This is a genomic window from Streptomyces sp. 7R007, assembly GCF_054850255.1.
The window spans coordinates 230,594-249,170 of sequence record NZ_JBTWMV010000003.1 but is presented as its reverse complement, the minus strand read 5'-3'; the positions used below and the strand labels follow the sequence as shown (position 1 = coordinate 249,170).

The window sequence follows — 18,577 nt, the reverse complement described above, 5'->3', positions numbered from 1 at the left end:
GCCGTTTCCCCCATGGAGTTGCCTGGACACTGTGGGCTCCACCGGACCACGCGGCACCCCGGCTTCGGTACCTGTGAAGTCCCAGGGTCACTTCCGGACCGCGGGGGTGTACTCCTTGAGGTAGTGGGCGACGCGGGCGCAGTAGTCGCGGTTCTTCGGGGGAACTCCGCCCGCGGCGTTCACCTTCTTGTACGACGTGCGGTAGCCGGCGGCGACGAGGACGCGCCGGTCGCCCGGGAGGCCGTCGTCGAGGTGCTGGTCGATGTAGCAGAGGTAGCGGCCCATGGCCGGGATGGACTGGGAGGGGGTCAGCGGCGGGGTGGGCGTCGCGGAGGCGGGCACGCCGTCCGCGCGGATCCACCAGCGCAGCACCGCCGGCGTCCAGCGGGCGATGCCGTACTCCTGGTTGCCGGGATCGGAGAGGTCCGGGTCGAAGTCGCTCTCCGACTTGAGCATCGCCGCGATCAGCGCCGGCGTGACCTCGGGCCGGCTGCACTGGTGCGCCGAGTCGACGATCAGCTTGCGGTACCGCACGGGGACGCCCTTGTCGGTGCGCAGTTCGGCGGCGCCGTAGGCCGCCGCCGCGCTCTTGGCGGAGGTGCCGGTGTCGGAGGCCCGGGTGCTGATGCCGTAGCCGAGGGCCGCCGCCGTCACCGTGGCCCCGGCGGCGAGGGCGGCCACGGTGACGCGGCGACGGGCGAACCGCGGGCGGGGCGAGCGGCCCGTGCCCGCGGCCGCCTCGACGCGGCGCAGCAGCGCCTCGGTGCCGATGCGGTCGGCGTGCGTACGGGACAGGCAGGCGCGGACGATCTCCCGCCAGGCGTCGGGGAGCCGGGGGGACAGGCGCAGTTCGTCGGCGCCCCGGGCGTAGGCCGCGGCCGCGTCGCGGCGGGTGCTCGGGGTGGCGCCGGGCAGCGGGAGGGAACCGGTGAGGACGAGATGGGCCAGTACGCCGAACGCCCAGACGTCCGCCGAGGGGCGGACGCGGCGGCCCCGTTCGCCGATCTCGGACCAGAGGAGCTCGGGCGGTGTGTAGTCCGGCGTGGAGAAGGCGGGCGTGTACGCGTGCGTGCCCTCCAGTTCCCCCGCCATGTTGAAGTCGGCGAGCCGGGCCGAACCGTCCGCCATGATCAGCACGTTGGCCGGCTTCAGGTCGCCGTGCACCCACCCGGCGCGGTGCAGCTGCGCCAGCCCCTCGCAGACCTGCGCGAGCAGCGCCGGTCCCGCGGCCGGACGCGCCTCCCGCTCCAGCAGGGTCGCCAGCGAGGTCCGCGCCTTCTCCAGGACGAGGACGGTGGCGCCGTCGAGGGCGGGGTGGCCGGGGTCGTCCACGGTGAGGGTGTCGTACATGCGGATCAGGCGGGGGCGCCGCAGCCGGCGGTGCAACTCCACCTCGCGGTCCACCAGTTCGCGCAGATGGGCCAGCCGGCGCGGGGTGCCCGTGCCGGTGGGCAGGAACTTCAGGGCGGCGGTGCGCGGTTCGCCCGCGGCGCGCCGGCCCTCGTAGACGCTGCCGAAGGCCCCCGTCGCGAGAGGACCCCGCACCTCCCACTCGCCGACCCGGTACCCCTTCGGCACGGGCACGGCGTACGGCTCGCTCATCCCGGCACCCGGCCGGACGGCGCCGCGAGGACCACCAGGTCGTCCTCGCGCACCAGGTCGAAGCGCAGGGCCAGCGACACCAGGGACTCCTTCTTGCCGTTCAGGCGCGGGCCCTTCTCCGCCTCCTCCGGGGCGGGCTTGAGCCGCAGCTTCACGGCGAGGTAGTCGATGTTCCACTGCACGGAGGTGCGGGAGGCGGCCGGCCAGCCGGGGCGCAGCCGGTCGACGACCTGGTCGACCGTGGGCAGCGGGGCGTGCGGGTCGCCGCGCAGCCGGGGTTCGCACAGGGCCGCGAGGACCGCGAAGTACCGCTTGGTGCGGTCGACGGAGAACGCGGGGGCCGTCGTCGCGCCGACAGCGTCGTCGTCGCCTGCCCGGGGGTGGAGGTAGTCGTGGCGCGGTGCCCACACCTCGATGGCCAGCAGGTCGCCGGCGGCCGGCAGCACGATCCGCGAGAACTCGAAGGGGATGGGCGCGTCGAGGCGGCCCGGACCGACCTTGATGTGCTCGCCGGCGCCCTCCGGGTTCTCCACGACGTACGTCTGCTCCCGGCTGAGGTTGCTCAGGATCCAGAAGGCGCCCTGCGCGGTGATCTCACCGGCTCTGCGCGAGACCCCCGGGTGGGCGATGGTCAGGTCGTTGCCGGGTGCCGAACGCCCGAAGGCGAGCCGCTCGCCGGGTGCGAGGCGGATCGTGGGGCGGTCACGGTCGTCCTCCGGGGTCGGCGGAGGTACCACGATGATGCTGTACAAGGTGCGTCTCCCCGTGCCTGACGGCTACCCACGTCAGACTAGGGCGACGCAGCGGGGCCGTGCCCCCCTCGGACGGGTGGGACACGGCCCCGGACGGTTATTGGCGCGAAGTGCTCAGTAGTGCGCGCCGCCCGCGTACTTGGCGCGGTTGAACCAGGCGTTGCCGTTGGCGTTGCCCACGAACACGGCGACGAGGATGGCGAGAACCGTGTGGATGAGGCCCACGACGATGAACGGGTAGATGCCCAGGATCGCCGTGATGATCGCGAAGACGAGGGTGGTGATGCGCACGCCGTTGCCGCCGCTGTTGAACTTCACCGCCAGCACGATCGCGAACACCGCCCAGGCCAGCGCGAACGCCGCGAACGCCCACAGCATGCCGGCCGAGTAGTCGGCGAGCTGCTGGAAGGCCGCGTCGTCCTTGAGCTGGTCGTCGTTCTTGGCCGCGCTGACGCCCGCCGCGGCGACCGCGAACAGGCCGACGCCGATGAGCTGGAGGCCGACGATCACCCACAGCATCACGCGGGCCGCGCTCACCGTGCCGGGCATCGATGTCATCACGGGTCCGCCGCCGTAGGGGCCCACCGGAGGAGCGGCCGGGTAGCCGTAACCGGGCGCCTGCGCCTGGGGGTAGCCGTAGCCGGGCTGCTGGCCCTGGGGCGCGCCATAGGGATTGTTCGGGTCGCCGAAACTCATGGCGGGTCTTCCTCCGTTGTTCCGAGTGCGGGGACGACGCGCGGCGCCGTACGGAGGAAGGTCTGCGGTTGCGGTGCGTCCCCCCGATGAGCTGCCCGCGGCACTGCCCAGTCATCGTTCTTGACCGAGTACTTACTTGTCCAGCCACATTCGATACGCGTTGTGCACCTGCAACCTGGCCGATCTTGACCGGATACGACCGGATGGCGATCGCGGGACCCGGATTGGAACCCGGACCGGGTCATCCGCGAGGATGGGGGCATGACCGCCCAGATTCTCGATGGCAAGGCCACCGCAGCCGCGATCAAGTCCGATCTGACCGCCCGCGTGGCGGCGCTGAAGGAGAAGGGCGTCACGCCCGGCCTCGGCACGATCCTGGTCGGGGACGACCCCGGCAGCCAGAAGTACGTCGCCGGCAAGCACCGCGACTGCGCGGAGGTCGGCATCGCCTCCATCCAGCGCGAACTGCCGGGCACCGCCACGCAGGAGGAGATCGAGGCGGTCGTACGGGAACTCAACGCGGACCCGGCGTGCACCGGTTACATCGTCCAGCTGCCGCTGCCCAAGGGCATCGACGAGAACCGCGTGCTGGAGCTGATGGACCCGGCCAAGGACGCCGACGGACTGCACCCGATGAACCTCGGCCGCCTCGTGCTGAACGAGCCGGCCCCGCTGCCCTGCACCCCGAACGGCATCCTGACCCTGCTGCGCCGCCACGGTGTGGAGATCAAGGGCGCGGAGGTCGTGGTCGTCGGCCGCGGTGTCACCATCGGCCGCCCGATGCCGCTGCTGCTGACCCGCCGCAGCGAGAACGCCACGGTGACCCAGTGCCACACCGGCACCCGTGACCTCTCCGCGCACCTCAAGCGCGCCGACATCGTCATCGCCGCCGCCGGCGTCGGCCACCTGATCCGCGCCGAGGACGTCAAGCCGGGCGCCGCCGTCCTCGACGTCGGCGTCTCCCGCAGCCCCGAGGGCAAGATCGTGGGCGACGTCCACCCGGACGTCCGCGAGGTGGCCGGCTGGATCTCCCCGAACCCCGGCGGCGTCGGCCCGATGACCCGGGCGCAGCTGCTCGTCAACGTGGTCGAGGCGGCGGAGCGCAGTGTCGGCTGAGGCGAAGGGCCCCGGGCGCGGCGAGACCGACGGCCCCGCACCCGAGGTCACGGCACCCGGGACGCGGGCCGCGGACAACCACGTCGACGGCGCCGACGTCAAGGTCGAGGACCCCGAGGCGCAGGCGGAGGAGACCGTCCGGGACGCGATCAGCGCGCCCGACGCCACCGGGCGGCCCCGACGGGTGACCCGGCGCTTCCCGCTGTTCACCCGGGACACCGCGCGGCCCGAGGGCGGTGGCCGGGCCGCCCCCGGGGACGCGCCGGCGCCCGCCCGGCAGTGGCCGATGCTCGCGGTGCTCGGCGTGGTCGCCGTCGGCCTGCTGCTGACCGCGCTGGACGCCTTCCGCTACGGCACGCTCCTGATCGGCATCGCGCTGGTCGCCGGCGCCGTCCTGCGCTGGCTGCTGCCCGACGTCGGCATGCTCGCCGTCCGCTCCCGCTTCACCGACATCGCCACCTACGGGACGCTCGGCCTGGCGATCGTCCTGCTGGCGATGATGGTCCAGCCCAACCCGTGGCTGCAGATCCCGTTCCTCAAGGACACCCTGCACTTCACGCTGAGCAACTAGGAACGCGGTCGCACGACGGCCCGTCCTCTCCCCCGAGGAAGGACGGGCCGTCGCGTGTTCTCACCCTCCCGTGCCCTGAAGTGCCTGTTCAAGCGCTGTCAGGGCGCTGTGGCACAGCGGTGACCGTTCCGCGACGCGGTCCCCGCACGGCCACGGCGAAGGAACCAACCGCCGCCCGCCGTCGTCCCTCGGACCGACCGGGCAGGACGAGGACGCCGCGGAGGTGAGCGAGCGATGGGCGCCTGGCAGCCGCTGCCGGAGGATCTGCCGCCGGAGGTGCGGCGCTTCGTGGAGCAGCTGCGCCTCCTGAAGGACCGCACCGGCCTCAGCCTGGTCGCGCTCGGCGCCCGCACCGCCTACAGCAAGTCCTCCTGGCACCGCTACCTCAACGCCGGCCAGCCCCCGCCCCGGCAGGCCGTCGCCGCCCTGTGCCGGATCGCGGGCCTCGACACCACGGACGCCGAACGCCTCGGGGTGCGCTGGGAACTGGCCGTACAGGCCTGGCCCCGGCCCGCCCAGCCGCCCGCGCGGCCCGAGGACGCCGACGCCTACGAGGACGACCCGACGCTGCCGTGGTGGGACGCGCCGGAGCCGTCGCCCGGCGGGCGGCTGCTGCGGTACGCCGTCGCGCTCCTCGCCCTCATGGCCCTGATCGCGGTCGCCGGGGTCGTCGCCCTGGGCTGAACGACCGCCGGACGACCATCATGTGGCCGGTGAGCGGGTGGATACGACCGTTACGGGTGGGGTTGCCCCTGTGCGGCTACTGTGCTGATGTATCGACAAGTTGGCGAACTCGGTGCGGAGTCGTCCGGCGGCCGGGTTAGCGTGTGCGGGTCCGAGTGCTCCCGTGCGCCCCCACTCCGGGAACTGAGATCCTTACCGGGCGCATCCCTGTGGGTAGCCAGAACGGGACTCGGCCGGGGCGCCACGCGCGGGGGAAGCGGAGAACAGCACAGACCGGGGGAAAGAGGGGGGAAGCAATGCCTCGTTGGAGGGCCTTGCCGGATGAACTCGATCCGCAGGTCAGGGAGTTCGCGAGCCAGTTGCGCAGGCTCGTGGACCGCAGTGGACTGAGCGTGGCGTCGGTGGCCGACCGCACCGGCTACAGCAAGACGTCCTGGGAGCGCTATCTGAACGGCCGGCTGCTCGCGCCCAAGGGGGCGATCGTGGCGCTGGCCGAGGTCACGGGGACCAATCCGGTCCATCTGACGACCATGTGGGAGCTGGCCGAGCGGGCCTGGAGCCGCTCGGAGATGCGGCACGACATGACCATGGAGGCGATCCGGATCTCCCAGGCGCGGGCCGCGCTCGGGGAGTTCGGCGCGCCGCCGGCCAACGCCAAGGGCAAACCGGCCCGCAAGAGCGGCAGCGCGACCGCGACACCGGGGGTGGCGGGTCCGGCGGGCGTGGCGCCCACGGTGCCGCCGCAGCCGGCGTCCTCCGATCCGGTGGCCCCCTCGTCCTCCTCCGAGGGGTCGGGCGGCAACTCGTGGGGCGTGGCCGGGTATCAGGGTCCCTCGCGGGCGGGCGCGGCCGCGTCGCCCGACGGTTCCGCGTGGACGGCGGACGCGCCGGGTCCGTACGGCGAACCCCCGCAGGGCCCGCGACCGGGCGGGCCGTCGCCCACCGGGGGCGGCCGGCGGCGGCTGACCATGTTCCTGGCCGGGCTGGTCGGTGTCCTCGTCGTGATGGCGGCCGTGTTCTTCCTGACCGACCGCGGCGGCGACGACAGCGCCGGCAAGAAGGCGTCCCCGTCGCCCACCGCCAGCGCCCGGACCGACCTGCCGGCCGGCGTGAAGTGCAGCGGGGCCTCCTGCACCGGCAAGGACGCGGAGGCCATGGGCTGCACCAAGGACACCACCGCGGTGACGACCGCCAAGACCGCCACCGTCGGCACGGTCACCGTCGAGGTGCGCTACAGCAAGACGTGCGCCGCCGCATGGGGCCGTATCACCCAGGCCGCCCAGGGCGACCAGGTCCAGGTGACGGCGGGCGGTGCCAAGGAGAGCGACGGCATCACGGCGGCCGGCGACACGATCGCCTACACCCCGATGGTCGCCGTGAAGGACGCGGGCGAGGCCAGGGCCTGCGCGACGCTGGCCTCGGGGCAGCGGGGCTGCACGCCGTAGAGCCGTCCGCCGCAGGGCGGAAGGCCGCAAGGAGACCGGGCGAAAAGAATTCCGTCGGGGTACGCATGGTCCGCCGATTCGCGGGCACGCGACCCGTACCCCCACGGGAGTCCGGCACTGTCGGCAACCCCCACCGGCGGCCGCCTCAGTCCCTCCTCTCCCGGACCGGGCGGCCGCCCCCTTTCGTCCCGGCGCTGTGGGACGGGCCACACGGACCCGGACGTCCGGCATCCCGGATGCGCGATAGCCTGACCGGTGGATCTCTTGATGCCAAGAGATCGATCAAATGTACGTCCGCACCCCAGGGCAAGGACGCCCACCGCCAGCTGTCATACGGAGAACGCCATGACCCGCACTCCCGTGAACGTCACCGTCACCGGCGCGGCCGGCCAGATCGGTTACGCCCTGCTCTTCCGCATCGCCTCCGGCCAGCTGCTCGGCGCGGACGTGCCGGTCAAGCTGCGCCTCCTGGAGATCACGCCCGCGCTCAAGGCCGCCGAGGGCACCGCCATGGAGCTCGACGACTGCGCGTTCCCGCTCCTTCGGGGCATCGACATCACGGACGACCCGAACGTCGCCTTCGACGGCGCCAACGTCGCCCTCCTCGTCGGCGCCCGCCCCCGCACCAAGGGCATGGAGCGCGGTGACCTGCTCGAGGCCAACGGCGGCATCTTCAAGCCGCAGGGCAAGGCCATCAACGACCACGCCGCGGACGACATCAAGGTCCTGGTCGTCGGCAACCCGGCCAACACCAACGCCCTGATCGCCCAGGCCGCGGCCCCGGACGTACCGGCCGAGCGCTTCACCGCGATGACCCGTCTGGACCACAACCGCGCGCTGACCCAGCTCGCGAAGAAGACGGGCTCCACGGTCGCCGACATCAAGCGCCTGACCATCTGGGGCAACCACTCCGCCACCCAGTACCCCGACATCTTCCACGCCACGGTCGCCGGCAAGAACGCCGCCGAGGTCGTGAACGACGAGAAGTGGCTGGCCGAGGACTTCATCCCGACCGTCGCCAAGCGCGGCGCCGCCATCATCGAGGCCCGCGGCGCCTCGTCGGCCGCCTCCGCCGCCAACGCCGCCATCGACCACGTGTACACCTGGGTCAACGGCACCGCCGAGGGCGACTGGACCTCCATGGGCATCCCGTCGGACGGCTCCTACGGCGTCCCCGAGGGCCTGATCTCCTCCTTCCCGGTCACCACGAAGGACGGCAGGTACGAGATCGTCCAGGGCCTGGAGATCAACGAGTTCTCCCGCGCCCGCATCGACGCCTCCGTCAAGGAGCTGGAGGAGGAGCGCGAGGCGGTCCGCGGTCTGGGCCTCATCTGACCCGACCGGGAACCGCGCGTTCTCGACGGCTCTGTCACGAGCCCGCACGGGCCCTGTTCCGGTTTCCGGCCGGAGCGGGGCCCGTTCCCGTTTTCGCCGCTACCGTCTGAAGCGGTACCCGGTGGGGTGATTCGGGGGGTTCGCGATGAACGGATGGGACACGTACGGCTCGGGCTCCGGGCCGGAGCGGGAGCCGAGCGAGGAGAGAGGCCGGGCCGCCTGGTCCGACGGCGAGCCGGGCACCGTGCCGCCGTGGGCCTCGGCCGAGACGCAGACGGGCGGCACGCTGCCCCCGCCCTGGGTGCCGACCCCGCCGCCGGGCCCCGTCCATCCGGCGCCCCCGACCCCGCCGTACACCCTGCCGCCCACACCCGTGCCCACGCCTCCGCCGCCCCGGCGGGTCGGGCGGACGCTCGCCGTCATCGCCCTCGTCGTGGTGATCGGCGCGGGCACCGGCGCCGGGACCTGGTACCTCGTGCGCGGCCACCGCACGGGCCCCGAGGCCGGGCCGGTGACGAGCAGCAGCGCCGGCGTCACGCCCTCGGCACGGCCGGCCACCAGCCCGCCGCCGAGCAGCGGCGCGCCGCAGGACACGGCGACCGCGACCCCGTCGGTCCCGGCGCCCGTCTCACCGGCCGCCGGCTACCGCAGCGCCCAGGACCCCGTCGGCTACACGATCGACGTGCCCCAGGGCTGGACCCGCCGCCAGAAGCAGGGCAAGCTCGCGCCGGTCGTCTTCTACGACTCCCCGTCGGACGGCCGCCAGTTGCAGATCTTCGAGGTCACGGAGGCCACTCCCTACGAGTCCCTCACCCTCGCCGAGAAGGACCCCGGGTTCGGCTTCGCCAGGCAGCCCGGGTACGAAGTCCTCGACCGCGATCACGGGGACACCTGGGCGGAGCTGTCGTACCGTTACGACGACGCGGACAAGGGCGCCCGGCAGGTGATCGACCACCGCTTCCGCGCCGCCGACGGCACCCTGTACGCGATCCGCTCCAGCGGTCCCGCGGACCTGGACCCCGCCCTGGTGCGCACGCCGCTGGCCACGGCGGTGCGGTCCTTCTGCCCGACGGGCACGGAGTGCGTCTGAGGCGCCCGCACGTCACTCCAGGCCTTTCTTGCCCGGGGCCCAGAACGGCTTGGTGAGGACCGCGCGCCGGTCCCATCCCGCCTCCCGGACCAGCACCTGCCGGACCTGCTGCACGGTCCGCGCCTCCCCGGCGACATAGGCGATGCCGCCCGGTGCGGGAGCCAGCCGCCGTACGGCGTCCGGCAGTGAACTCGCGCCCCTGGTCAGCCAGTCGAGCCGGTCGGCGTGGCGCAGCGGCAGCCGGTCCGCCGGCGTCCGCGTCTCCACGCAGCCGGAGATCCGCGCCCCGTCCGGCAGCGCGGCCAGCATCGCCCCGAAGGCGACGGAGGCGGTCTCGTCGCCGACGAAGACGTGGTGGGCCGCGTCGGGCCGGAGCGTGAACGTGCCCTCCGGCTTCCGCAGCCGCACCCGGTCGCCCACCCCGGCGCTGCGCCCCCACCGCGCCCCGGGCCCGTCCCCGGGGTGGTCCAGCACGCACAACTCCACGGCGCCGGCGGGGTCGTAGCGCCAAATCGAGTACGTCCGCAGGGTCAGCCCGCCGCCGGCCAGCACCCGCACCTGCTGTCCGGGCCGGACGGCGAGCCCGGCCAGGGCCTCGCTCTCGACGCGGAGCCGGCGCATGCGGGCGGCGACGGGTTCGGCCTCGGTGATCGTGCCCTGGAGCGTGAGCAGGTCCAGGACGGGGGAGGGCAGCGTGGGCATGGGGGTGCTCCTGGAACTCTCGGGCGGGGAAAGGGAGTTGGCGGGGTGGCGGCGTCACGGCCGGCCCGAACGCGATAGTACGCGTTTCCCGTCCGACGCGATAGTGCGCGACTTCGCGCGGTCGCCGTATCCGGCCACGACCGCCGCCGTGGCCGCCAGTACCAGGACCGCGACCGTGCGCAGCGCCGGTCCCATGCCGTGCGCGAAGTCGGGGTGCGAGGCCAGCACCGTGCCGGTGACGGCGACGCCGAGGGCCGCGCCGACCTCGCGGGCGGAGGTGCCCAGGCCCGAACCGAGGCCCGCCTGGTGTGCCGGCAGCGAGGTGACCACGCCCAGGGTGAGCGCGGGCATGCACAGGCCGGCGCCGGCCGAGATCACCAGCAGCCAGCAGGCGTACAGCGGGTAGGGCGTGCCCGCGTCGGCGACGGACACGCCGAACAGGCCCAGCCCGATCAGGGCGAGCCCGCCGCCGATGACCGGGCGGGGGCGGGACGACCAGCGCGCCGCCAGCCTCGGCATGAGGGCCATGCCGACGATGAGCGGGACGATCGCGACCCCGGTGAGGGCCGGACCGTAGCCCTTCTCGCCTTGCAGGAACTGGGAGTTGACGTAGAAGAGGGCGAACAGGCCGAAGAAGCCGGTGGCCATGCCGAGGGCCGCGGCGCGCAGCCGGCGGGAGGCGAAGACGCGCGGGTCGAACAGGGGGGTGCGCGAGCGCAGGGCGTGGCGGGCGAAGGCGGCCGTCAGCAGCGCGCCCGCCGCGAAGGCGCCCAGGATGAGCGGTGAACTCCAGCCGTACGCCGGGCCCTCGATGATGCCGGACAGGAGGGCGACCAGGGCCGCGGTGAGCAGGAGGGTGCCGAGGGGGTCGGGGTGGTTGTGCGGGGCCCGTTCGGTGCGCGGGGTGGTGCGGGCGACGGCGAGGGCGAGCAGCGCGGCCAGGGGGGTCATCACGGCGAACAGGGCCCGCCAGCTGAGGTACTGGCCGACCAGGCCGCCGCCGAGGTTGCCGACCAGGCCGCCGGCGCCCAGCGCCAGGGTCCAGGAGGCCATGGCCCGCGCCCGCTCCTCGGGGCCGGCCAGGCGCATCAGGATCGACAGCGTGGCCGGCGTGATCAGCGCCGCTCCGGCCCCGGAGAGGCCGCGTCCGGTGATCAGCAGGGCCGGGTTCGGCGCCAGGGCGCTGGTGGCGGCCCCGGCGGCGAACACCCCCAGCCCGGCCAGCAGGGCGCCCTTGCGGCCGTGCCGGTCGCCGAGGGCGCCGGCCGGGACGAGGAGCGAGGCGAAGGCGATGACGTAGGCGTCGACGGTCCACAGCAGTTCGCCGTGCGAGAGGTGCAGGGACGACGAACTCAGCTGCGGGATGAGGAGGTTGATGGCGGCGACCATGCTCTGGGCGACCAGGACGCAGGCGCACAGGGCGAGCAGGGTGGACCGTTTCAGGGCGGGCGGGGACATGGCTCCTCCTGGGAAGTCCGGTGACTGGTGGGGGGCTGTGCCGTCACCGTAGGCTTGCTCCCGTCCTGCACTCCAGTGCAACCTTTGCAAGGGATCGATGCGTGTGACGCAATCCGCGAACCTGGACCTGAATCTGCTGGTCGCGCTGGACGTCCTGCTGGAGGAGCAGAGCGTCGGCGCCGCCGCCCGCCGGCTGCATCTGTCGGAACCGGCGATGAGCCGCACCCTCGGCCGCATCCGCAAGGCGCTCGGCGACCCCGTCCTGGTGCGCGCCGGACGGCAGATGGTGCCGACCCCGCACGCGCTCGCCGTGCGCGCCGAGGTGAGCGCGGTCGTGGAGCGGGCGCGGGCGTTGTTCGCGCCGGGTCCGGACGCCGATCTGCGGACCGTGCGGCGCACGCTGACGATCCTCGGCCACGACGCGATCGCGGCCGCCTGCGGTGCCGCCCTCTTCGCCCGCGCGGCCGCCGAGGCACCCGGCATCCGCCTGCGGTTCCTGGCCGAGAGCCACGTGGACGCGCCGTTCCTGCGGGAGGGGACCGCCGACCTGGAGGTGGGGGTGGTGGACACCTCGGCGCCGGAGGTGCGTGTGGAGTCACTGCACGAGGACCGGATGCTGGGGGTCGTGCGCGCCGGACACCCCCTGCTGGAGGGCGAGTTGACGGCGGAGCGGTTCGCCGCGGAGGCCGATCACCTGATCGTGTCCCGACGGGGCAAGCTGCACGGGCCCGTTGACACCGCCCTCGCCGAACTCGGCCTCCGGCGCCGGGTCGTGGGGGCGGTCGGCACCTTCCCCGCTTCGCTCTTCGTCGTGCGGGACACCGATCTGGTCGGGCTGATCAGCTCCTGGGCGCTGCCGCTCGCGGCCGCGCTGGACCTGGTCGCCTTCGACGTCCCGCTCCCGCTTCCGCCGCTGAGCCTCGGGCTGGCCTGGCATCCGCGGCACGACGCCGATCCCGCGCACGCGTGGCTGCGGCGGACGGTGCGGGAACTGCTGGCCGAGTGGGCCGGGGGGCCTATCCGGTGAGCCGCTTCTCGAACCAGTGGGCCGCGTAGACGTGGTCCGTGTACGACGGGATCTCCGTGTAGCCGCTCGCCCGGTACATCGTCTGCGCCTCGGTGAGGCTCGCGTGGGTGTCCAGGCGGACGACGCTCAGGCCGCGCGCCGACGCCTCCTGTTCCAGCGCGCCGAGGATGCGGCGGGCCAGCCCGAGCCGTCGGGCGTCCTCGTGCACCCACACGTGTCTGATCTCGCCCACGCCCCGCTCCAGCCGGCGCAGCGCCCCGCAGCCCACCGGCCGGCCCTCCTCGTACGCCACGAAGAACGCGCCGGCCGCCCCGGACACCTCCTCCGGGCCCACCAGGTCCGCCTTGTCGAAGCCCTCCGGGAAGCGTGCGTCGAGGTCGGCGGCGTAGGCGTCCAGGCAGGCGCGGGCGTCGGGATGGGCGCCGTCGACGCGCTCGACGGTGATGGCGGCCAGGCGCAGCAGGCGCTGCGAGGTCGCCATGGCCTCGACCAGGCGTGCGCGCTGGGCGGGATCGAGGGCGTCCAGCAGGCCCGTCGCGAGCGCGTCGGCCCGCCGGTTCTGCTCCCTGACCTCGGCGCGTCCGGCCGGCGTCAGCTCGACCCTGCGCAGCCGGCTGTCGTCCGGGTGCACGCTCAGCCGGACCATGCCCTGCGCCTCCAGCGCCCGGGCCATCCGGCTCAGATACCCGGCGTCCAGGCCGAGCCGGCTCCTGAGCTCGCGCAGGGAGGTGCCCTCGCCGATCTCGAACAGCAGACGGGCCTCGCCGAGCGGGCGGTCCTGGCCGAGGTAGTGGTCGTCGAGCGCTCCGATGCGGCGCGTGAAGTAACGGTTGAACCGGCGAAGGGCCGCGACGTGCTCCGCGGGCACCGGCTCCGTACGGGGTCCTGGCGCTCCTGCCTCCATATTTCTTTGACTCTAGTCAAAGAAGCGTGAGCCGTCCACCCCGGCATTCCGGTTTCGTCCGTCCCACCCGTCGCTCTATGCTGATCCTTTGTCAACTGAGCGTATGCCGACGGCTCTTCACACGCATCGGGGGAATCGCGTGAGCACCGCTTTCGTGCCGCAGCAGCCACAGCCCGCGCCCGCGGGCGCGCCACCGGCGCCGCCCACCCCGCCGCACGCCAGCGAGGCGACCCGGCTGCTGTGCGCGGGGACGTATCTGGACTCCGCTTACCGCGACCGGGTCATCGAGGAACTCCACCTCAACGAACAGCGGATCGTCGCGCCGTCGCTCGGCTTCGACGCCGCCCGCGTCCTCGCCCACGCCCTGCGCGCCCGCCGCCAGGAACTGCTGTGGTCCGCGGCGATCCTCGGCCTGTGGATCGTGGGGCTGGCGCTCAGCGGCGGTCTGCTGCTGCTGTTCCTGCTGGCCGGCGTGCTGCTCGCGCTCGCGCCCTGGATCCGGGGCCGCGGCGACCAGCCGCTGTACCGCAAGATCGCCGCGTTCCTCGTGCGCTGGTGGGGGCGGTACGCCTTCGCGGCGTTCCTGGTCCTCGCGGTCGTCGCGGCCTTCGGCGGAGGCGACGACAGCGGCTCCTCCTACGACTCGTACGACTCCTCCTACGGCACCTCGGACACCGGCACCCTCGGCGACGCCGTGGTGCCGGACTTCGGTCTCAACGACTTCGTCAAGCCCTGGCAGGCCTGGTTCACCATCGGGATCTTCGTGCTGATCGCCCTGTGCGTGCACGCCCAGCGCAACCAGTTCAGCCGGGCGCTGGCCGCCGAACTCTCCCCGCAGCGCTTCCCGGACGCCGCGGGCGACCCCGCCGAGCAGGCCGACAACCCGCGCTTCCAGCGGATCAAGCAGCGCATCCGGCTCGAACAGCACGCGCCGCTGGTCATGTACCACGAGGCGCGCCCGTTCTGCGGGGCGGGAGCGGCGTACGACACCTGGGTGCTGGCCGTCGAACTGCGGCCGGACGAGGAGAAGAAGCAGCAGCCGCTGAGCAACCGCGTGATCCTGGAGCGGGTGCGCCCGCTGCTCGAACAGCTGCGGGTCCCCGCCGAGTACGCGGGGCCCGGCGTCCGGGACCGGCTGCGCTGGCTGGAGATCGACGAGTGCGTGTTCCTGCCGGCCGAGGGGCTGCTCGACCGGGCGCAGGCGCCGTACCACCCGCAGGCCTTCGAGGACCACCGGGCCCGCGCGGTGGAGGAGGGCGCCGAGAAGCGGCGGCACTTCCTGCGCATCCGCGTCGGCGGATGGGAGGAGGAACTGGTCGTCACGGTCTTCGTGCGCATCCACACCCAGGGCCGGATGCTGATGCTGGAGATCGCGCCGCATGTGCTGACGCCGGTGCGGCAGGACTTCAAGGACGCCGACCGCGCGGCGCACCGGTTCCGGCACAACCACGCGTTCGGCAAGGCCGCGGCGGCGATCGTCCTGGTGCCGGGTTCGGCGGGCCGCTCGCTGGCCTCGCTGGGGCGGGGGCTGGTGTACGCGTGGCGGCTGCTGACCGGCGGTTACGCGGGGGCGCTGCCGGACGGACCGGCGCTGTCGGTACGGGAGTTGGGGGCGGTGCCGTACGGCTCCCTCTTCCAGGAGATGGACGTGGCCCGCTACCTGCGCAGTGTGCAGGACCGGGTGGCGAACGGCGTACGTGCGGCGCTCTCCGAATCCGGTTACGAGACCGGGGAGTTCGTCCAGAAGATCGTGCAGGGTGACGTGCTGAACGTCGAGCGGATCGAGAACAGCACGTTCGCGGTGGGCAAGTACGCCTCCGCATCCAGCGTTTCGGGCGGCTCCGGGCCGCAGAAGGGAGCCGACAGCAATGGCCGGTGAAGAGCCCCGCGTCAACCTCGGGAACGTCACGGGGAGCACGTTCGCGATCGGCAGCCACGCGCACGCCGAGAGCCACCACCACGGCACGGGCGGCGCGCAGCGCGACGAGGACGCCGAGCGACTGCTCGCCGCGGTACGGGAGTTGCGGGCCGACCTGGCCCGGGTGCGGGCGAGCGACGAGACGACCGCGCTGGACGCGGCGCTGGCCGAGACGGAGACCGAGCTCACCGGCACCGGCCAGGCGACCCCGTCCCGCCGCGAACGCCTGCGCCGGCTCCTCGCCGACTCCCAGTCCCTGCTGACGGTCCTCACCTCCGCCGCCACGGTCGCCGGCCTGCTGGGGATGTGACGCGATGACCGGGGGACCGCGGTACTGGAACGAGGACACGCAGAGGTGGGAGGAGGAGGGGACGGAGACGGGGACGTCGACGGCCTCGACGCCACTGCCCACGCCACCGACGCCTGCGCCCTCGACGCCGACCCCGCCCGCGGTGCCTCCGCCGCCGTCGGAGGTGCCGGCTCCGGCGGCGGGTCCGGGTTCCGATGCGGGGGGAGCCGGGCAGGCGTCGCGGTGGCCCGGTGGCGGGGCCGGCAGCGGCTGGCACGGTCCCGGGGCCGGGGGGACCGTCGTGGACGAGGACGGCGTCGGCGTCGGGGGGCCCGGTGGTTCCGTCTCGCCCGAGTGGTCCGGTGCCGGGTCCTGGCCGCCCGTCGACCAGTCGTGGCAGCCCGCCCCGGCCGCCGGACCGAACCGGCGGGTCGTGTGGTCCGTCGTCGTCGGGGCCGCCGTGGTCGGAGTGGCCGTGAGCCTCGTGCTGACCCTGGTCGTGGGGAAGGGGGACGGCGATGACCCCGGGCACAAGCAGGTCGCGGCCGGCTCCTCCGTCACGTCCCCGCCGTCCGAACCGACCCCCACCAACACCGACACCGCCTCGCCGTCATCGTCCCCGTCCGCCACCGCACCCCCCGACGGTTACGAGGCGTACGACGACGAGGAGGGGTTCCGGATCGCGATCCCCCAGGGGTGGACGCGCAGTACCGTTCCGTCGTCGTACGGGATCGCCGTCGTCAACTACCGCAGCCCGGACCGGGAACACCGGTTGCAGGTCTACCAGGTGCAGGAGGACTCCCCGGACGCCTCCTTCGACCTGTACCTGTCGGACCAGACCAGCAAGCCGGCCGGTTTCCAGGAGCTCGACCTGCGGAACCTGGACGACGGCGAGTTCACCGGCTCGCGGCTGGAGTACCTGGCCGACACCATCAAGGGCGAGCCCGACGTCGGCACCTGGCACGTCTACGACGAGCGCTTCGTCGCCCCGGACGGCAACATCTACGCCATCGCCTCCTACGGCCCCGACTCCGACGGCCAGGACGAGGACGGACTCGCCCACCTCACCACGGCGTTGGACTGGTTCTGCCCGCCCTACACCACCTGCGACGCCGACCCCGCCGTCGACTAGGCGCTCCACGAGGCCCTGGGACGCCGGACGAGAGTGCGGGTGCGAACGCCGGGCCCGCGCCCCTCTGCATGCAGACGGGTCCTCGCACGACGTCGCCTCGCTGCTCGTAGGTGCCCCTCTGTGATGCGCGCCACCGACTCGGCCTGGTTTTCACCCTATTTGTCCGGATGTTCAGTGACGCGGCGCACTTTCGGCCATGGATTGCGCATGCATCCGGGGGGCAAGGGCAGGTGCTCACGGTCCCCGAAAGTCACGTGTGTAAACACAGGGGAGCTGAACAGGAACGGAAGGCAACACCGATCATGGCCGGACACCAGGCACGGCAGGCACAGCAGACCATCCACACCGCCGGAGAGTGGCGCGAGGCCGTCTCCGGCGCCACCCGGGAGATCATCGACCCCGCGGACGGCCTCCCCTTCGCCGTCGTCGCCGAGGGTGACGAGAAGGACACCGACCTGGCGGTCGCCGCCGCCCGCCACGCCTTCGACCGCGGCGACTGGCCGCACACCCCGGCCGCCGACCGCGCCGCCCTGCTGCGCCGGGTCGCCGACCTCCTCGTACGGGACCGCGAACGGCTCGGCCTGCTGGAGAGCCGCGACGCCGGGAAGACCGCCGAAGAGGGCCGCGTCGACATCGACTGCGTCGCCGACGCCTTCCGCTACTTCGCCGACCTCGTGGCCGCCGAGGCCCCGGGCCGGGTGGTGGACGCGGGCTCGCCCGACATCCACAGCGTCGTGGTGCACGAGCCGGTCGGCGTCTGCGCGCTGATCACCCCCTGGAACTACCCGCTGCTCCAGGCCAGTTGGAAAATCGCCCCGGCCCTCGCCGCCGGCAACACCTTCGTCGTCAAGCCGAGCGAGATCACCCCCCTGACCACCGTCGCGCTCATCGAGCTGCTCGCGGAGGCCGGGCTCCCCACCGGTGTCGCCAACATCGTCACCGGCCCCGGCCACTCCGTCGGCGCCCGGCTCGCCGAGCACCCCGACGTCGACCTCGTCTCCTTCACCGGCGGCCTGGTCAGCGGCACCAAGGTCGCCCAGGCCGCCGCGCCCGGCGTGAAGAAGGTCGCCCTCGAACTCGGCGGCAAGAACCCCAACGTCGTCTTCGCCGACGCCTGCGCCACCGACGAGGGCTTCGACACCGCCGTCGACCAGGCCCTCAACGCGGCCTTCGTCCACAGCGGCCAGGTCTGCTCGGCCGGCGCCCGGCTCATCGTCGAGGAGAGCGTCCGCGAACGCTTCGTCGCCGAACTCGCCCGCCGCGCCACGAGGATCCGCCTCGGCCGCGGCACCGAGGACGGCGTCGAGTGCGGGCCGCTGGTCTCCGCGCAGCAGCGCGCCAAGGTCGAGTCGTACGTCGCCTCCGCGCTCGACGAGGGCGCCGTGCTGCGCTGCGGCGGACGCCGGCCCGAACCGGCCCCCGAGCGCCCGGCCGGCGGCTACTTCTACGAGCCGACCGTCCTCGACCAGTGCCACCGCGAGATGAGGGTCGTACGGGAGGAGGTCTTCGGACCCGTCCTCACCGTCGAGACCTTCCGCACCGAGGACGAGGCCGTGGCCCTCGCCAACGACACCGAGTACGGCCTGGCCGGCGCGGTGTGGACCGCCGACGCGGGCCGGGCCCGCAGGGTCGCGGGGCGGCTGCGCCACGGCACCGTCTGGATCAACGACTTCCACCCCTACCTCCCGCAGGCGGAGTGGGGCGGCTTCGGCAAGAGCGGAGTGGGCCGCGAACTCGGCCCCGCCGGACTCGCCGAGTACCGCGAGACCAAGCACGTCTACCAGAACCTCGCCCCGAAGCCCGTCCGCTGGTTCGCCGGCTGAGCCCCCCGCCCCCGTCCCCACCTCCAGGAGTGA

General features: G+C 73.4%; 17 protein-coding genes. 11 read left to right on the top strand and 6 right to left on the bottom strand.

Features of this window, described 5'->3' with window-relative positions; translation table 11 throughout:
• Positions 1–87 precede the first annotated feature (87 nt).
• From ACYF6T_RS06205 to ACYF6T_RS06195, 3 genes are all read right to left on the bottom strand, one after another.
• Positions 88–1,602 carry a protein kinase domain-containing protein gene (locus ACYF6T_RS06205; RefSeq protein WP_461694043.1) on the bottom strand — a complete coding sequence of 505 codons (1,515 nt, stop codon included), beginning with the start codon at positions 1,600–1,602 and terminating at the stop codon, positions 88–90.
• Complete coding sequence (locus ACYF6T_RS06200; RefSeq protein ID WP_461694042.1) at positions 1,599–2,354, bottom strand: FHA domain-containing protein; 756 nt, start codon at positions 2,352–2,354, stop codon at positions 1,599–1,601. The genes ACYF6T_RS06205 and ACYF6T_RS06200 overlap by 4 nt, the downstream gene beginning before the upstream one ends.
• 114 nt (positions 2,355–2,468) lie before the next feature.
• A complete protein-coding gene (locus ACYF6T_RS06195) occupies positions 2,469–3,050 on the bottom strand; it encodes a hypothetical protein (protein WP_461694041.1) in 582 nt (193 codons plus the stop codon).
• Between the two features lie 261 nt (positions 3,051–3,311).
• On the opposite strand from ACYF6T_RS06195, the gene ACYF6T_RS06190 reads away from it, so the two are divergent.
• The 6 genes from ACYF6T_RS06190 (at position 3,312) to ACYF6T_RS06165 (ending at position 9,291) form a co-directional block, all read left to right on the top strand.
• Positions 3,312–4,166, top strand: a complete 855-nt coding sequence (locus ACYF6T_RS06190) for a bifunctional methylenetetrahydrofolate dehydrogenase/methenyltetrahydrofolate cyclohydrolase (RefSeq protein WP_461694039.1) — start codon at positions 3,312–3,314, stop codon at positions 4,164–4,166.
• 148 nt (positions 4,167–4,314) lie between these two features.
• Positions 4,315–4,737, top strand: a complete 423-nt coding sequence (locus tag ACYF6T_RS06185) for a DUF3017 domain-containing protein (protein ID WP_461694196.1) — start codon at positions 4,315–4,317, stop codon at positions 4,735–4,737.
• Positions 4,738–4,971: 234 nt separating this feature from the next.
• On the top strand, positions 4,972–5,421 hold the full coding sequence (locus ACYF6T_RS06180; RefSeq protein ID WP_461694037.1) for a helix-turn-helix domain-containing protein: 450 nt from the start codon (positions 4,972–4,974) through the stop codon (positions 5,419–5,421).
• Between the two features lie 296 nt (positions 5,422–5,717).
• A complete protein-coding gene (locus ACYF6T_RS06175; RefSeq protein WP_461694035.1) occupies positions 5,718–6,866 on the top strand; it encodes a helix-turn-helix domain-containing protein in 1,149 nt (382 codons plus the stop codon).
• A gap of 345 nt (positions 6,867–7,211) precedes the next feature.
• Complete coding sequence (locus ACYF6T_RS06170) at positions 7,212–8,201, top strand: malate dehydrogenase (RefSeq protein WP_461694033.1); 990 nt, start codon at positions 7,212–7,214, stop codon at positions 8,199–8,201.
• A 145-nt stretch (positions 8,202–8,346) separates the two neighbouring features.
• Positions 8,347–9,291, top strand: coding sequence for a hypothetical protein (locus ACYF6T_RS06165; protein ID WP_461694032.1), 945 nt, complete (start codon positions 8,347–8,349; stop codon positions 9,289–9,291).
• Between the two features lie 12 nt (positions 9,292–9,303).
• On the opposite strand, the gene ACYF6T_RS06160 is transcribed toward ACYF6T_RS06165, so the two are convergent.
• Positions 9,304–9,993, bottom strand: a complete 690-nt coding sequence (locus ACYF6T_RS06160; RefSeq protein WP_461694031.1) for a siderophore-interacting protein — start codon at positions 9,991–9,993, stop codon at positions 9,304–9,306.
• A 54-nt stretch (positions 9,994–10,047) separates the two neighbouring features.
• Positions 10,048–11,451, bottom strand: a complete 1,404-nt coding sequence (locus ACYF6T_RS06155; RefSeq protein ID WP_461694029.1) for an MFS transporter — start codon at positions 11,449–11,451, stop codon at positions 10,048–10,050.
• A gap of 97 nt (positions 11,452–11,548) precedes the next feature.
• Between ACYF6T_RS06155 and ACYF6T_RS06150 the strand changes: the two genes are divergently transcribed.
• On the top strand, positions 11,549–12,478 hold the full coding sequence (locus ACYF6T_RS06150) for a LysR family transcriptional regulator (RefSeq protein WP_461694027.1): 930 nt from the start codon (positions 11,549–11,551) through the stop codon (positions 12,476–12,478).
• Here the strand turns inward: ACYF6T_RS06150 and ACYF6T_RS06145 are convergent.
• On the bottom strand, positions 12,468–13,382 hold the full coding sequence (locus ACYF6T_RS06145) for a GNAT family N-acetyltransferase (RefSeq protein WP_461694026.1): 915 nt from the start codon (positions 13,380–13,382) through the stop codon (positions 12,468–12,470). The genes ACYF6T_RS06150 and ACYF6T_RS06145 overlap by 11 nt on opposite strands.
• 139 nt (positions 13,383–13,521) lie before the next feature.
• Here ACYF6T_RS06145 and ACYF6T_RS06140 point away from each other — a divergent pair, with 139 nt between their 5' ends.
• The 4 genes from ACYF6T_RS06140 to ACYF6T_RS06125 all read left to right on the top strand — a co-directional run bounded on the left by ACYF6T_RS06140 (position 13,522) and on the right by ACYF6T_RS06125 (position 18,544).
• Entirely contained in the window at positions 13,522–15,261 is a 1,740-nt protein-coding gene (locus ACYF6T_RS06140) for a hypothetical protein (RefSeq protein WP_461694024.1), read from the top strand.
• Positions 15,251–15,610, top strand: a complete 360-nt coding sequence (locus ACYF6T_RS06135) for a hypothetical protein (RefSeq protein WP_461694023.1) — start codon at positions 15,251–15,253, stop codon at positions 15,608–15,610. Before ACYF6T_RS06140 ends, ACYF6T_RS06135 begins: the two co-directional genes overlap by 11 nt.
• Before the next feature lie 280 nt (positions 15,611–15,890).
• Complete coding sequence (locus tag ACYF6T_RS06130; protein ID WP_461694022.1) at positions 15,891–16,721, top strand: hypothetical protein; 831 nt, start codon at positions 15,891–15,893, stop codon at positions 16,719–16,721.
• Between the two features lie 302 nt (positions 16,722–17,023).
• Positions 17,024–18,544, top strand: coding sequence for an aldehyde dehydrogenase family protein (locus ACYF6T_RS06125; RefSeq protein WP_461694021.1), 1,521 nt, complete (start codon positions 17,024–17,026; stop codon positions 18,542–18,544).
• Positions 18,545–18,577: the final 33 nt, after the last annotated feature.